The following is a 16125-nucleotide window of genomic DNA, read 5'->3' on the forward strand; positions in this document are numbered from 1 at the left end:
GACGCATTTTTTTATCTGATGAACTGTCCGTCAAGTGAGCAAACCTACTTATGGGGCAGCCCCTCTCATTCGTTATTCGCCAATATCGCGAATTCCCGGATTGGGTCATATCACCCGAGGAATAGTCGTTTCCACTCCAAGCAATGGAGCTGTAGCCGATTCTTAACCGCTATTCAATAGCGATGTAAACGTCCACCATGGTATGGGCAGGATCAAACTGCCGCATGTCATAGCGTTCGTAATCGCCCGTATACGTCCTTTTTTCGGCTGATTGCTGGAAGTAACTCCAAATTTCATACCACACCTCTGGGACAATTTCCATCAAAGGGCCACGTCTTGTCCGGAATACCATGTACTTGGCTGCCGGGACGGACGCCTGCAGCAGTTCCTCCGAAGAAGCTGCAGCAGCCACGTCTTCCTCTATCCTGTTGCCGATAATCAAGGTGTATTCCCCGGATGCGTCTCTTTCGTAATCGGTGTACAAAGCATATATGGCTTGATCCTTATCAGATAACCGTGCCTGCAAACCGCTTTGGAAATACTGGTCCCATAACTGCGGTATCTTGCCTTGCGGTCCTGCCTCCGCTTCATTCGTCGTTCGAACGCCGACACCCTGAATGGACATGGCGGGTCTAACCTCTATAAATCGTTCACTCTGATTCTGATTGCGCATATGTATCCTCCTTAAAATGAATATATCTCTATTCTAAAGAGGTAACGTGGACATCTATCTGTCCTGGTTATCGTAACGCTGCATAATCAATTGTGCTCTTCGCTTCACTTCCTCGGCCGCTTCGCCCGGCTGCTCAACCAGCACCTGATCACCAAAGCTTAGAATCATGCCGTAAAACCACTCATCCAATTTGTATAACACGTGAACGCGTAAAGAGCCGTCTGGGTTGACGGTTACTTGTTCGGGCGGAAACATATCCGCCACCCGCTGACGCGCGGCTGCTTCGAATAACAGCACCGTCTCCTGCTCCAGCGCGCTCGACCAAGAGGAATCCCATTCCAATCGTTCCTCGTCGGGCCATAGCCTTGGCTCATACGTCTCGCTCAGCATCGTTATATCCTGCATGCGCGACAACCGGAAGAGGCGATGGTCTTCCCGCTCGAGACAAAAGGCTTGTACATACCAAATATTGCCCTTCAGAATCAGGGATGCCGGTTCAATGGTTCTTCGCTCCGCGCTGCCCTCCGCATCGATATACTCCATCACGACCCTGCGCTTTTCTTGAATAGCCTTTTTGAGCAAGCTCACAGCGGATTTCAGTCCTTGACGCTGTCCCCAAGGCTGAAAGTCCATGACCACAGGTTCCCTCCGATATTCATCGTCAAGCCCCTGCTCTACCCTATGCAGCAGCGCCTTTACCTTCTCAAGCAGGATGCCCATCTGCTGATCATCCAGTGCGCTGCTCATCCCTTTGACGGCTGTAACCAGTGCACTCATCTCCTCAGCGGACAGCCAGTACTTGTCGATCATATAGTGCTCCATAATTTCAAATCCGCCGGATATTCCCTGGTGTGCAACAATCGGAATCCCGGCTTGGCATAGCGTATCCATATCGCGATATATGGTTTTGCTCGATACTTCAAACCGATCAGCCAACTCTTTGGCGCTCAGTCTCCCCCGGTTCAGAAGCAGGACGGTTATGGCTAATAGCCGGTCTATTTTCATTGCATGCGATCCTTTCGCTCTCGATCATCTTATGTTCTTCCTTAACTCAAGCTTAACAGATTCGGCATGTGTTCATGCAACCGTTAGGTCAGGTTCAGATGCTCGTTAGCCTGTTATGCTACAATGATAGGCACGGCAATCAAGTCAAAGGACGGGATGAAACGATCCATCCCCAAGAACGTAGACATACATAAAAGATGCAAAATGTACGAATCTGTAACATCAAGGAGGAACATACATATGGACAATCGACTTGACGCCATGCGCAGGTGTCACCCGGACTCCATAACGATCTCGCGCATAACGGGTTTCATTACGGATGGGGTTATTCTACTCGCTGCAGCAGCCTATCTGATTATGGCTGCTATATTCGGGTGGACCCTGATACCTGGCTGGATCACCATCGGACTTCTGGTACTCGGAGCCTGGTTTACTTGGGCCGTGCCCTCTTTCACCTACAAACAATTCGGCTTCAAAGTAAGCGAAGAAGAATTGGAGCTTCGCTCCGGCTGGATCTGGCTCAGTGACACCCTGGTCCCGATGACGCGGGTACAGCATGTCGAGCTGGAACGGGGACCGCTCCTTCGTAAATATGGCTTAGCCAAGGTTAAGGTCGTTACCGCCGCGACGACTCATGTCATCCAGGCGCTCAAGCTGGAAGAAGCAGAGGAACTGAAGAAACAGATCGGCGAGCTGGCCAAAGTGGTGGATCACGATGAATGAACCGACAAGACTTCATCGCCTGTTCATCCTGTTCCCGCTCGTAGGCAGTGTAAAATCACTCATTCCCATCGCCGCTCTGGTATCCATTAAATTCCTTAACGGAAAATCGCTGCGCGACATCCCCTGGTACTGGCTGTCCGCCGCCATTGTCATCCTGGTCTCGCTTCTGCTTCTGTACGGGTATCTGAAGTGGAAACGCTTCGTCTATACGTTGGAAGAAGACAAAATCCTCATCCGTCGCGGCGTTCTGTTCCGTGAGGAATTGTCCATCTATACAGGCCGCATTCATTCCATGAATATGGAGCAGCCCTTGCTGCAGCGTATATTGGGGCTTACCCAGGTCCGAATCGAAACGCCGGGCAAAACGGAAGGCGGGGGCATACTGCCTGCCATCACCAATAGCGAAGGCGAACGGCTGCAGCGCTGGCTGCGCGAGCAAACCCGAACAAGGCAGACGCAGCGTGAGGTTCACCAAGCCCATGAAAGCCCCGACCCATCCGATCAGAGCATTCCCGTTCAGACGGAAGGGCCATCTGTTCAACCGCCGGAAACGCGAGAGAATTACGAATCCGTTCAACCGTCGAATCATAACATGGGATACGGAAGCGATCTTTTGGAGGACTCCGATTCGGGCGTCGTTGGCAGAAAGAATACAAGCGATACAATCACGGCAGAAGAGGAACGCAGCACGCTGCTCCAGCTATCCTCCGGACGCCTGCTCATTGCCGCTCTCTCCTCGCCCAACCTGTCACTGGCTTTAGCCTTTGTAGGCGGTATTTTATCTTTTGCGGATGACCTGCTTCCGGATCAAATGTACCAATCGCTGTTTCAGTCGGCAGGGAAGCTGCTGCCCGGCAGTTGGATCAGCATTGCCGCTGTGGCGCTTATCGTATCCTGGCTGCTCTCCGCCGTGCTCTACACGATCAAATATGCGGGATTTACCGTCGAGCGGATCGGGAAACAAATCTCGGTCAGCTGCGGTCTGCTGGAGAGAAAAAGACTGCTCTTCTCTCCCGAACGAGTGCTGGCCATTACCGTTAAAGAAGGCGTATTCCGGCGCTGGTTCGGTTACGCCGAAGTGAAGGTTCATGTGCTTACGTCAGAGTCCGAGAAGCATTTCATGCTGCATCCTCTGCTGAAGACCGGGGATATTCCAGCGCTGCTGAATCGGGTTACGCCTCAATTCAGCGCTCAGGCCATTACCGCTTCGCCGCCGCCCCGCGCAAAATGGATGTACCTGAGGTGGAAGCTGGCTTTTGCCGTGGTAGTTAGTGCCGCGTGCATTTGGTATTTTGACAGGCTCGGTTTGTTATCGCTTCTGCTGCTTCCGCTCTCGTTAGCTTGGGGACTCCTTTCGCACCGGGATTCCGGACTTAATGTAACGGACAAACAGCTTACGATCCGCAGCCGTTTCATTGCCATGTCCACCAGGTATATACGCCGGCCGCAGATTATCGCCATGGAGGTTAGCGGTACCCGCAGACAGCGCAGAAGAGGGCTTCTATCCCTTCAAGTGAAGATGATATTCAGCGAGATTAACGAAAGTTTAAGTGGAATGGATCAGCGAGAGATCGAGGCTGTTCGGGCTTGGTTCCAAAAGAAAAAAGGCGAGAACTCCGCATCTGCAGAACGAAGTGTTCCCGCCTCACCGACCGAACACTTATAAGCGTTCGGTCTCCGTTCCTCCTGAACGGCCAAAGCCCGACAATCGGTAAACCATAAGGGTTATCGCAAGAAATACGCCATATACGCCGATGGTGATGATGATGTGGGAAGGGTCTGTCATGAGATGATCCCCTACCATCGAGAACAGCAGCATGGCGGGGATTTTGCCTAACGCGGACGCGATGCTGTATGATGCGAACGTTACCTTGCTGAGAGCCGCGTACACATTGATAACAATGGAAGGAATAAACGGGATTAACCGGGTAAACAGGATGGTCAAAAAGGCGTTTCGTTCGAACATCGTTGTCACTTTTCCCAGCCTGTTATAACGGTAAAGCACCCGGTCGCCCCATTCCTGATAGCCGTATCGGATGAACATAAACATCAGGATGGAAGCCGCGGTGGAGCCGACCCAAGTGACGATTCCGCCGATGACCGGCCCCAGGGCGGCACCGATAACGCCTCCTACCACCGGATAAGGGATCACCGGAAACAAGGCCATGATGACGGCCATGAACATCATCAGCATGATATTGTCTGTCGATCGAATCCATACCAATATGACATCGCCATAAAAGTAAACAAGACCACCTACGGCGGCGTAAACCAATGCCATTCCTAATTTCTTGAACATACACCACACTCCAGGTCATAATGCACCTATTGTATCACGTAGCATGTCTATTGGAACAAGCAGCAAAAGGGACATCCCAAGGCAATAAGCCGGGGATGTCCCTTTTATCTTGAAGCGGGCCGTCCGTTCTCTAAAGCGACATCTTGCTAGGGAAGAAGACCAGCCGTTAACCGGTACGGATTATATCCTATCGCTCTCATGTAAACTCACAGTTTGCTCGGTTTTCCCGGTGGATTCACCGGGGGCTTTCCAGGCTTACCGCTTTGTTTCACTTTCACCGTGACCGGTTTGCTTGCGGCACTCTCGTTATGCAGACGATCGACAGCCGTCACAACATAAGTGTAGGTTTGTCCCTTTACGACGGTATGATCAACAAAGGACTGCGTCGTACCGGCGGTTTTTCGGAGAGTCCCTAACAAATGCGACGGATCTTGAACACTGCCGGTTCCTCTGCCATCAAAACGATAAACCGCATAATACGTCTCATCATCTGTCGACCTCCAGCTTAGCTTCACGCCATCCTGCTCGTGATCCGCCTTCGGCTTCTTGGGCGCAGTCGGCGCTTCCGAATCGATCCAAGGCATCGCCGGGATCAAGGTCGGATACCGATACAGATCGTTCTTCAGTCTGTCCGTAAATCCGAGAGCATTATCCTTAAACCATTTGGAGCTGAAGTACATGCTGCCCCGGACTTCCTCAAAGTTGCGGTTGTAATGGATCTGGTTCGGCATCTCTTCGGGGTTGGACCAATCGGCACTCGACCCGATTTTGTATACGGCTTGTCCGCTGTATAGATGAACGTTCTTGCCGGATACGACCCCGCTCCACCAATCGATCAGCTTATCGTAAGCGGCAGCGGAATAACCGATATTCCAATAAATCTGAGGCGTGATATAATCGATCCACTCTTCTTCAACCCATTTCTTCGAGTCGGCATAGATGGCATTGTAACTCTCAAGACCATTGGTTTCAGAGCCGGTCGGATCGCTGGATTTATTTTTCCAGATACCAAACGGACTGATGCCGAATTTCACGTAGCTCTTCTCTGCCTTGATGGCTTCGTTTACGTTCTGAATGAATTGATTGACGTTATTTCTTCTCCAGTCTCCCTTATTCGTAAAGGAGCCTTTGTGTTGGTTAAAGGTGTCCGTATCCGGGAAATCCACGCCGGTTACGGGATACGGGTAGAAGTAATCGTCAAAATGCACGGCGTCGATGTCGTAATTCCGAACGACCTCCATGATACCGTCGATAATAAACTGCTGTGCCTCCGGTATCCCTGGGTTGAAATACAGCTTGCCGCCATATTCTTCAACCCACTCCGGATGCTGCCTCGCCGGGTGGTTGGCTACAAGTTTGTTAACGTCTCCTTGAAGACTGATGCGGTATGGATTAAACCAGGCATGAAACTCCATGTTCCGCTTATGGACTTCCTCCAGCAGGAATGCCAACGGATCGTACCCCGGATCCTTGCCCTGAACTCCCGTCAGCCATTCTGACCATGGCCCGTAATTGGACGGGTAGAATGCATCCGCCGTCGGCTTGATCTGCATAATGACCGCGTTCATCCCCGCATCCTCCAGCTGATCAAGCAGGCTGATAAACTGCTGTTTCTGCTGATCCGGATCGGTGACTCCTTTGGCTGGCCAGTCAATATTGTCGACGGTTGCAATCCAGGCCGCTCTCAGCTCGGCTTTCGGATGCTCGGAAGCTTTATTCACCGTGATGTAGAGGGAGCTGGTCTTTCCTTGGAATGTGGCTGTTACTCTAGCGGAACCTATCTTCAAGCCGGATACCACTCCTTTATCATCAACAGTGGCTACATCCGGATGACTGCTGGTAAACGTAACGCCTTCCGTTATGATCACCGGCTCTTCCATCCAGGAGTAGGTTGCGGACACCGCCGTCTCGAAGGAGTCTCCAACCGTAACCGCTGTAAGACCTTGAAGTTCGATGCTCTGCAGAACAGGAACCGGATCCGTCACCGTAATGGCATGCTGTGCGGTTATTCCGCGGTACGAAGCCGTAATGTCTGCCGTTCCTGCGGAAACTGCGGTCAATTGACCGGCTTGGTCTACCGATACAACGCCCGGTTGATCGCTTACGTAGCTAATTCCTTCAGTCAGCCATACTGGGTCCGTCTGGTTTCCGTATACGGAGTAAACCACACTGGTTCTCATGTTGCCGGTAAGACTGGTTTCCATATGAAGCGGCCCGGATAACAGCAATTCTCCAGGGGCTGGCGCATCTTGCGTAATATGAAGCTCATACTGAGATTTTGGTGCATCTCCGTATTCTGCCGTTATGGTTACCGTTCCCGGCGCCAATGCTTCAATGGTGTCGTATGTAGCGCCCGTGACAGTAGCGATGTTATCGTCACTGCTGGTGAGTTTCACGCCGGTTGTTAATAATGCAGGTTCCGTACGTCCTTCATAGGTTGCATATACTTGGGGTTTCACCGTTTCTCCTACACCCATGGGCGTCAGCCCGCCAATGTCGAGCCCGTACACCTGGGAAGCCGTATAGAATGCGGACAGCCTGTCGAAGTATACGGTACCTTTGTTTTTATTCGTATCCTTTAATTCGGTGATATAGATTTGATTCACTTTGAGAGGAGCCTTGATGGTAGAGGGAACGTTAAATTTGACGTATTTCCAGCCCTTCCAGCTAAAACCGGAGGTCGACGTTAAATCCACGGCATGCTTGACGCCGGAAGAATCCTGAAGCTGGGCCCGGAGCCAGTGGTTCCCGCCATCGCCGTAAACCCATAAACCGAGTGCAGTCGGTGAACCAGAGACGCTTCTGCCGGTAGAACCGTCCGAGTCTTTGAAGTTGAGGTAAGCCGCCGAGGTGCCGGATTCGCTGCCCACAAAATCATAAGTTAGAGCTGCAGCATGATGACCGTAATAGATTGGCTCCGGCCTCCCTACTACATCCAGCTGGGCCTTTCCCCTTGCGGAAGACGCGGACAAATTTGTTATCGATTCAAAATCTTCGATGACGACAGCCCCTGGCTCTCCGGTGCTTGCGTACGCATCAAATGAATTACCCCAAGCGGAAACAGCCGAGCTGAACATCACGGCTAACGCCAGCGTCATGGATAGAATCGACTTGCTGCTACGATAGACACGCCTTTTGATTATCATTCACGAATTCACTCCCTTTAGTATGAATGCTTGCTATCCAAACTGAAGTCCAATTCCAAGCGAAATCGGCTGCCGCTCACCTCCTATCGATCTGCTAGAATAGATGATCGTGATGGTCTTACACACATGTTCATCTCTATCTCTATCATATTGAAATTTTATTTCAAATTTCAATAGTTTTAATAAAATATAATTTTATAAATCAGGCAGGAATTTCAGCTGTCCATGACGTAGGGAATCACAAAAAAGAAGCCAACACGGGACAATCCCCCTATTGGCTTCACCATTCATTCAGTTCACGTATTTAAGAAGTCCGATAATCAGCTTCACAGCTTATCCTTCCGAAGGATACTTCAGTCCCCACTGCCCCCGGATCTGATCCAGCAGCCTCATAATCGCAAGCGATTCATCAAGCGGCATCACATCGCTCTCAAGTCGCCCTTCCAGCAGACACCGCCCCACTTCGTAAGCCTCGAAGCTATACCCTTTTTCCTGACGGTCATCTGTAACAACCAGCGGTTCCTCGCCATCTACATGAAGCGAAGCGGAGGTTGCATTCAGGAAGGAAGGAATGTGAATATACCCGTTGGTGCCATAAATATAAGCTTCATTCGTCAGACCCAGCCGGATCGCCCCGTTTAACGAAGCGGTCTTGCCGGATTCATAAGATAGAATAACCGAGAACTGCTCATCTACGCCCGTCTCGCCGATATGCGCGGTACTCCATATCTTCTCCGGCTCGGTTCCAAAAATCATGGAGGCAAACGACACCGGATAAATACCCGCATCCAGCAGCGCGCCGCCGCCAAGTTCCAGGTTCAGCAAACGGCCCTGTGGATTCCAGCCGCTCCGAAACCCAAAATCGGCCTTCAGCAGCCGAACATCGCCGATAAGCCCTTCGTTCAGCCATTCGCGCACCTGCCGGATCGGCGGAAGGAAACGCGTCCACATGGCCTCCATCAGGAACAGCTTCTGCTCCCGTGCAGCCGCCACTAATTCCTCCAGTTCATCCCCGTTAATCGTGATGGGTTTCTCGCACAGGACGGCTTTGCCGGCATGAAGACACAGTAAGGCATGCTCCCGGTGCAGCGGATGCGGAGTCGCTATGTACACAACGTCGACGTCGGGATCCCCTACGAGCTCCTCGTAACTACCATAAGCCCGCGGTATATCATATTTCGACGCAAACTCACCTGCACTGCTTGCCGTACGTGAGCCAACGGCCACAAACTGAGCATTCTCCACATACGCCAGATCGGCTGCAAACTGCTCCGCAATCCAGCCCGTCCCCATAATTCCCCATCTGATCTTGCCCGGATTCTGCATCATCATTTACTCCTCCTCATCCTCTTCCTTGATTGGCCTTGCCTAAAGTTTGTAGAAGCTGTCCCTCTCCACCTTGCAAATTCGCAAGCCAAAGCTTTCATACCACTCGTTCTTGCCCCGTTCCTGCGCTACCTGATGAGCGGCATTCTCCTTCCATAAACGAATGGCCTCCAGGGAATCCCAGTACGATACCGTGATCCCAAGACCCTCATCCCGGGCAGACTCCACCCCCAAATAGCCGGGCTGCTGCGCTGCGAGCTCTGCCATTTTATCGGACATCGCCCCATAACCCCGGTCACCTTCTGTGCGCTTGGATACAAAAATGCAGGCATAATAAGGCGGCTTCGGCGTATTCGCGTATTCCGTCATCCTCTTCCCCTCTTCCCGGTTACCAGATTAGCCATTACTTCGATTTACCTTCGTTCATTAACCATGTAATCATTATATCGGAACTTCCGTCATTCTTTAACCTAAAAAAGAAACCGCCTCTCTCCTCTGTGATCATCTACAGGAGAAGAGAAGCGGTATTCTGCCTTCTAGCCTTTACTTCAGTTTGTGCAACAGATTATAGATGACCTGCGCGCTTTCCGCACGCGTGGTCAGGCCTTCCGGTTCAAAGCGGCTCGGTGTATGGCCCTGAACAAAACCGAGGGCATGCGCGGTTTCTACCGCTTCCCGAACCCAGTCCGGGGATGAAGCAAGGTCGGCAAAATCGCTGCCCGCGCTGATGCTCTCCTGCTGTAGTTTCATCGCGTGGGCATAAGCGCGCACCAGCATCGCCGCCATTTCCTGACGTTTAATCGGGGCGTCCGGATCAAAACGGTCTTTGCTAGTTCCATTCACGATGCCTGACTCGGCAGCTGCGGCCACAGCCTCTGCGTACCATTTGCTTGAAGCTACATCGGCGAACGGCGCAGAGCTCTCTGCCTGAAGATCAAGCAGACGAACCAGCATCGCCGCAAATTCGGCCCGGGTCACTTGCTGAGCCGGTGCGAAGCGCTCCTTGCTGACGCCTTCGATGAGCTGCTTCGCAGCTAAGTCGGCAATCACTTCCGCGGCCCAGAATGAAGATCGAACATCCGCAAAGGTTTTCTCGTAATCCAGCAAACCGTAAGCGCTGAAATGGCGGATTCCCGCGGCCATGCGGCCGTCTTTGTTTACACCGCCAATATACTCCAGCTCTCCGTTGCCGGATAAATAGTACATGGAGATTCTTTTGCCATTAGCATCTGAAGATACCGGCAGTTCCAGCGTGATCGGACGATCGAATTCAGTTAAGCTGTGAACTTTGCCATCCGCTGTCGTAAGTCTAAGCTCGAACTCCAGCATGGCTCCCGCTGAAGTCAGCTTTGCGCCGGAGACGCGGGCAGCTTGGGCGATCCGCTGCTTCTTCTCGGCCTCCGTTAATGTGGCGGCACTCAGTTTTATCGTGCCCTTCTCAAGCTGGCCAGCATCTGCAAGGCCGCCCAGTTGGCGAAGCACTTCGACCGGGATCGTTATGGCCAAATTCTTCGCTTCAATATGGATCGAACCATCCTTGAGTATGTCTGCTGCATTCCCTGGCAGCGTAATATCCGTAAAGTTTCCATCCATCGTTATTACAACTTGCCCGTTCGAGAGCTTGGCTGCCAGCTCGCTCACAGATAACGTGACACTGCCTGACGGCGGTGTCACCGGCGGTGTTACCGGCGGTGTTACTGGTGTTGTTACCGGTGGTGTTACCGGCGGCTGCACGGGCGGGTCTACCGGCGGCTCCGGTCCCGGATCGGGATTCCCCCCGCCCCGGGTGGTCACCTTCAAATCATATTCCGACTTGAACCCTTCGTAGGTTGCCGAAATAACGGTCGCCCCTTCGGCCAATGCTCGAACTGAACCCAACTCATCGATCAAGGCTATATCGGGCTTACTGCTCTCATAGGTAACACCTTCGATTAAGCGGATACGGCTGCCGTCGGTATAAACCGCCTCCGTGACGGTCTGATCGGTATCCCCAACCTTCAGCACGGTTTTACCGCTTAGGGCGATCGACTCTATGCTGCCGTTCGGAATTCGATCTACCGTAATCTTCACATCTGCATAAACATCCGGCGCTGCCGTGCTGGTCGCTCTTACCACCGCGCTGCCCAGCCCTTGAGCCGTCACGATGCCGTCTGCGGATACGCTAACGACGTCATTCGACGGTTCGGAATGGTATACGGACCACACAACGGTTCGTTCCGCACCGCTCGGCTTCACATCAACCAGTAACTTTTGGCTCTCGCCTACAGCTAGCGTCAGCTGGTTTGGAGTTACTTCAATCCGCTGCGGCTCCGGCTTCGTATCCGATTTCGTCAGCGTAAACTCGTCCACGACGCGTCCGCCAACCGTTTTGGTTACGAAATGAAGCTCGTCTCCCTTCACTTCTACGGAGGTATACATCTGGGTCTTCTCTTCGTCGACCACCTCATGCCAGCCCCGCTCCGTGTGGGAGTAAAATTTTGGACCTGACGACCCCGCCACGACGTAGGTTGTGCCCTTCCCGTCCGCGGCAATCTGGTTGTTCATCATCGGGTAGGAACGAATATATATATGATCATGTCCGTTTAACACGAGATCCACGCCGAATTCTTCAAGCACCGGCGCCCACAGACTGCGTACCTCGGCGGAATCATAGATACTTCCATAAGGCCCGCGGTGGAACATCGCGATGGTCCATTCCTTCGTATTGTTAGCCAGATCCTGCTGGAGCCACTTTTTCTGCTCCTCCAGCTGATACTCGCTGTTCAGCATAATGAAATGAACGTCCTTGTAATCAGAAGAGAAGTTCGTTCCCTTCAGGCTGTCCAAGCCATTGCCCGGCTGGTTAAAGTGAGCCAGGAAGTCTCCGTTCTCCTTATTCCCCATCACTTCATGGTTGCCGATGGCCGACACTAACGTTGTATTCAGGAAATGCTTCTGGGCTTCATCGAACCAATAGTTCCACTGCTCCTCCAGGAATCCCTTGTCCACCATATCACCCGCATGGACCATAAATTCGGCGTCCGGATGCTCGGCTGCCGCCTTGTCGATTGTATTCCCCCACAGCTCGAACTCTTTGGCGGTGGATGCCTGGGAATCGGCAAAATACAAAAATTTCGTTGTGTCTCCCGAAAGCTCCGTTGTTTTAAACAAGCCTTGAGCACTGTAATGGCCTTGGCCGTCACCGACTCTGTACACATACTCTGTGCCCGGCTCAAGTCCGGCCGCTGTCGCTTTATGGACACGGACGGTGCCGAGATCCAAGGTATGGTACAGCTCGCTGGCACCATTGAATTTCTGGACGTTCGGCGCATCGAAATCCGTAAATTCGGACCGCTTGGCCAGTTCCACGACGGTCCCATCCGTAGCCGGGTCCGTGTGCCAGTTGAGCATCCGCGACGTGGTCGGATCTTCGCCCATGCCCACGCTGATGTTGAACGGAGTAGGACTTCCAGCCAGCGGCGAAACCTTGAACTCCAATGCCGGGCTATATTGATTGCCTTTGACGGCCTGCACGGTATACGTCTTGACCTGGGACGTCAGCGCCCCCGTCTTCAGGATACCCGCTGCATCCGTTGTGCCCACCGCTGCTGCGTCAGCCATAATCTGTACGCCTTCCACAGGCTGACATTGGGCATCGGTCACTTCAAACACGGTTTCGTATCCCTGTACCGCTCCTTCCTCATTCCAGCTCAGCGCATAATGCGTTGCGATCTGAGATTCTATCGGAAGACCGTAGAACGAGAATTCGGTACTGCCCGTATCGGTGAAGGATACCGCTCCGGACGTGAGCGATATGATGCTGCTGCCGGTTGCGTTCTTTTTCACGTCGTACTGGATTTGGCCGATCCAATCCGTATCCTGCAGGGATGCGGTATGGATGTCCTTCCAAGTCACTTTCACCACTCCTGTTGTAGCGTCAATGTTCGCACTAACCTGGGATGGGCTCAGCTTGTCCCCCGGTATGAGCTCCAGATTCTCCACTTTGGTGGGATCGAATTGGAAATCGACATGCCCGCTGCGGATTTGGGATGTCTTCACACCGCCGATATCCAGCGTGTAACTGCCGCCAACATAGATCGTATTCGGCGTATCGTACACCACCTTGGCTGCGCCGGTATTTACGGTGAAGTTCCATTCCTCGGTCGTTTGGTTGCCCGACAGATCGCGGACGGTGACTCTCGCCTGATGAACGCCATCGGCGAGCGGAACGCTTGGCGTGTAATGGATTCTTCCTTCCGGCGGATACAGGGTGTGCTGCACCGGACTGCCGTCCAGATAGAACCGGATTTTGTCCGGATCAATTAAGGTGGTTCCCGGGTGTGCGACAGGATCATAGCCTGCATCCTCGGCATACACGGTAATGGTCGGCGTATTCTCCTTGATCTCCGCACCGTCGGCCGGTGAGAACTTCTTCAGAACCGGCGGATCGATATCGTCGTTGGCCGGACCGTACAATGCGCGAATTTCGTCTACGTAGATGGCCCCGGCGTCTTTCTTCTCGTTATTTGTTTCCATATACCGTACAGGCGCGTCCATCACCAGCGGAAGGGTTCTTCCTTTGGGCACGGTCGCTTCGAGATACTTCCATCCCTTGAAATCGACGCCGATCGTCTGATCGGTAAAATCGAGCCCGATTGCACCTTTACTGTCACGCAGTTGGGCACGAAGCCAGTGCGTGTTGCCATCCCCGTACACCCACATGCTGATCTTCTCGGGATAGCCTGGGATTTCGATATAGTCCGCGGCGCCTGTCGTCTCCAGATAAGCGCCGGAGGTGCCTGTCGTCCCGGTAAAATCATACTCCAGCTTCAAGGCGCCATTCCCGGAACGAATATAGGTCTCATCGGTTTCAATGGATACCTTGGTCGACTTGAACCGTGCACCTGCGCTTGGTTTATAGCGGCTGAGGCCATTCTCGAAATCCTCGAGCATCACTGGCGGAAGCCCGACGTTCACTTCGATTGAGGTCTCGATTTGACCGTACTTCACGAAGATTTTGCCGCTGACATCCTGCTTGTCCGTAGCGGTAAACGTTCCGCTTCCGTCAATCGTCCCGATGTCGCCTTCGGTACGCCACTCCAAACGGCTATTATCGGCCTGGATCACCTGTCCGTTTCGAAGCGCGGTCACCTTCAGCGTCTCGGTCGAGCCGGAAGAGAAGGTCTTCACCGCGTCCGAGAACTTGAGCTCGGTCAGCTCATCTACGACTTCCAACGCGGCTGTTCCGGTCAGATTGCCGGATTGTACGGATACCTCGGTTACACCCGGTTGATTCCCTGCCGTAAACGTACCGCTTGCGTCGATCGTCCCATAAGCAGGGTCAACGCTCCATGCCGCAGCCTCCGTCATTTTCGCCGGATGCAGATTCTGATCCACGGCTGCCGCCTTAAAAGTTGCAGAGGAGCCAGTCAGCACTCTTTCCAGCGTGGGCGCCACAACAAGTTTATTCGCCGCTCCTTCAGGTGCCTTGTTCACCAGCAAAATGCCGTTTGCCGTCTTGCGTTCCCCGCCGTCTGATGGCGAGTTGAGCACCTTGCGCTCCGTTTCTCCCGGCAGACGGGCAACGAAGGTAGCCGAACCGCCTCCGTCCAGATTCAGAGCGTTCACTATGCCAAGCTCCTGCAGCATTTCTCCAAGCTCGATGTAGTTAAGCCCTTCACTGAACCCGGGCTGGCGGCCGTCGACCTCGAACAGCACGACGGAGCCGTCCGCTTTGGTGCCCACCACCGTTCTTGGATGCACGGCCGGATCGGTATGCTGCTGCACGACTCCATCCTTGACGAGCATCACGGTACCGCCAATCGCCATCGTGACATCCTTCCACTCGTTATCCAGCTCAAAACTCGCCTTTACTTCATCCCCTGCCTGAAGTCCGGCAAGCTTGCTACGCTGAGAGCCCGAAGCGGACAAAACCACTTGGCCTTGGCCAATCGGCGAATTTCCCTGATCCTTAAGAACAGAGACCACACGCATCGTCAAGGTCTCCCCGCTGGCGACCCTGCCGCTCACGATATCCAGAATGACCTCGTCGCCAAGATTATTGGTCATCGTTGTGGCATTGAATTTTTCGGTATAAAGGACAAGTGCGTCCGTCCCTCTGAGACGGTTGATGGATGACAGGCCGCTTACGGTTGCGCCTATCGTCACATTTTTCGTCAATTTCGGACTGCCGTACAGGCTGGTCCCGTCCGGCTTAATGCCAAAGGCGTTCCGACCGCTGGGCGGATCCGTTAATAGCTCCCCGTCCCCCATAAACAATCCGAGCGGAATGCCGGTGGACATATCGTAGAAATCCCCGTTCACCGCCGCAATGACACGGTTACCTGCCTTGTCGGCGTCGGATGCCATTTTGCTAACTCCCTGCATGCCGTATACCTTGCCGTCCGTGAGACCCGGCTGAAGCTCCAGATTCCCCTGCGATGGGTTGAACTCCACCATGTGGACCTTCTGCTCGCCACTGCCCTTTTGCATATTGGCCCACGTATATGTAGCCCCCGGCCCGATCTCCATCTGCCGCATATCAATAATCGATGACGCGGCGGCGGCTGAGTCATCGGCAGCAGCTTGTCCTGCGGGAAACAGCAGCGATAGAAACATCACTCCGCTGAGCAGCGATGATATACTCTTTTTGCTCCTTAACATGTACATGAATTCCTCCTTCTCTCTGCTTGGACTCTGGTTCCTCTCGGTTGTAAGTCCGCTCATGAACGAAAGACCTACTCGGGAGTATAACGCTGGCTTGTTAATTCCACCTCCAATCTGTGTTAAGACGAAGTTAACTCTGCCGCTATCGGCTTTACATTCAGTCATTAGCTGGAAGGGCTGCAAAAAAGTATGCTGCCGCTTCGTGTTTACCGCTTCCGACGAACGAAATTAACCCGTCTTCTTCCCTTCATCATATTGAAATTTTATTTTAAAATACAATACATTTTGTAAAATTTTATTTTATTTTT

Annotated in this window: 9 protein-coding genes; 2 read left to right on the forward strand and 7 right to left on the reverse strand. The window is 52.8% G+C overall.

Features of this window, described 5'->3' with window-relative positions; genetic code table 11:
• Positions 1 to 169 precede the first annotated feature (169 nt).
• Both PLA01S_RS01180 and PLA01S_RS01185 read right to left on the reverse strand, forming a co-directional pair.
• A complete protein-coding gene (locus PLA01S_RS01180) occupies positions 170 to 673 on the reverse strand; it encodes a GyrI-like domain-containing protein (protein ID WP_127589680.1) in 504 nt (167 codons plus the stop codon).
• Positions 674 to 727: 54 nt separating this feature from the next.
• On the reverse strand, positions 728 to 1678 hold the full coding sequence (locus PLA01S_RS01185) for a helix-turn-helix transcriptional regulator (protein WP_127589681.1): 951 nt from the start codon (positions 1676 to 1678) through the stop codon (positions 728 to 730).
• Between the two features lie 240 nt (positions 1679 to 1918).
• Between PLA01S_RS01185 and PLA01S_RS01190 the strand changes: the two genes are divergently transcribed.
• A complete protein-coding gene (locus PLA01S_RS01190) occupies positions 1919 to 2401 on the forward strand; it encodes a PH domain-containing protein (protein WP_127589682.1) in 483 nt (160 codons plus the stop codon).
• On the forward strand, positions 2394 to 4067 hold the full coding sequence (locus tag PLA01S_RS01195) for a PH domain-containing protein (RefSeq protein WP_127589683.1): 1674 nt from the start codon (positions 2394 to 2396) through the stop codon (positions 4065 to 4067). Before PLA01S_RS01190 ends, PLA01S_RS01195 begins: the two co-directional genes overlap by 8 nt.
• On the opposite strand, the gene PLA01S_RS01200 is transcribed toward PLA01S_RS01195, so the two are convergent.
• The 5 genes from PLA01S_RS01200 to PLA01S_RS01220 all read right to left on the reverse strand — a co-directional run bounded on the left by PLA01S_RS01200 (position 4062) and on the right by PLA01S_RS01220 (position 15814).
• A complete protein-coding gene (locus PLA01S_RS01200; RefSeq protein ID WP_127589684.1) occupies positions 4062 to 4700 on the reverse strand; it encodes a TVP38/TMEM64 family protein in 639 nt (212 codons plus the stop codon). The two genes, PLA01S_RS01195 and PLA01S_RS01200, sit on opposite strands and share 6 nt — an antisense overlap.
• Positions 4701 to 4906: 206 nt before the next feature.
• Positions 4907 to 7846: a family 10 glycosylhydrolase gene (locus PLA01S_RS01205; RefSeq protein WP_127589685.1), complete on the reverse strand. Its 2940-nt coding sequence runs from the start codon at positions 7844 to 7846 to the stop codon at positions 4907 to 4909.
• Positions 7847 to 8179: 333 nt separating this feature from the next.
• Entirely contained in the window at positions 8180 to 9175 is a 996-nt protein-coding gene (locus PLA01S_RS01210) for a Gfo/Idh/MocA family protein (RefSeq protein WP_127590081.1), read from the reverse strand.
• A 39-nt stretch (positions 9176 to 9214) separates the two neighbouring features.
• A complete protein-coding gene (locus tag PLA01S_RS01215) occupies positions 9215 to 9541 on the reverse strand; it encodes an antibiotic biosynthesis monooxygenase family protein (RefSeq protein WP_006208549.1) in 327 nt (108 codons plus the stop codon).
• A gap of 174 nt (positions 9542 to 9715) precedes the next feature.
• Entirely contained in the window at positions 9716 to 15814 is a 6099-nt protein-coding gene (locus tag PLA01S_RS01220) for a phosphodiester glycosidase family protein (RefSeq protein ID WP_127589686.1), read from the reverse strand.
• Positions 15815 to 16125: the final 311 nt, after the last annotated feature.

This window comes from Paenibacillus lautus NBRC 15380 (assembly GCF_004000945.1).
GTDB lineage: Bacteria > Bacillota > Bacilli > Paenibacillales > Paenibacillaceae > Paenibacillus_AQ > Paenibacillus_AQ lautus.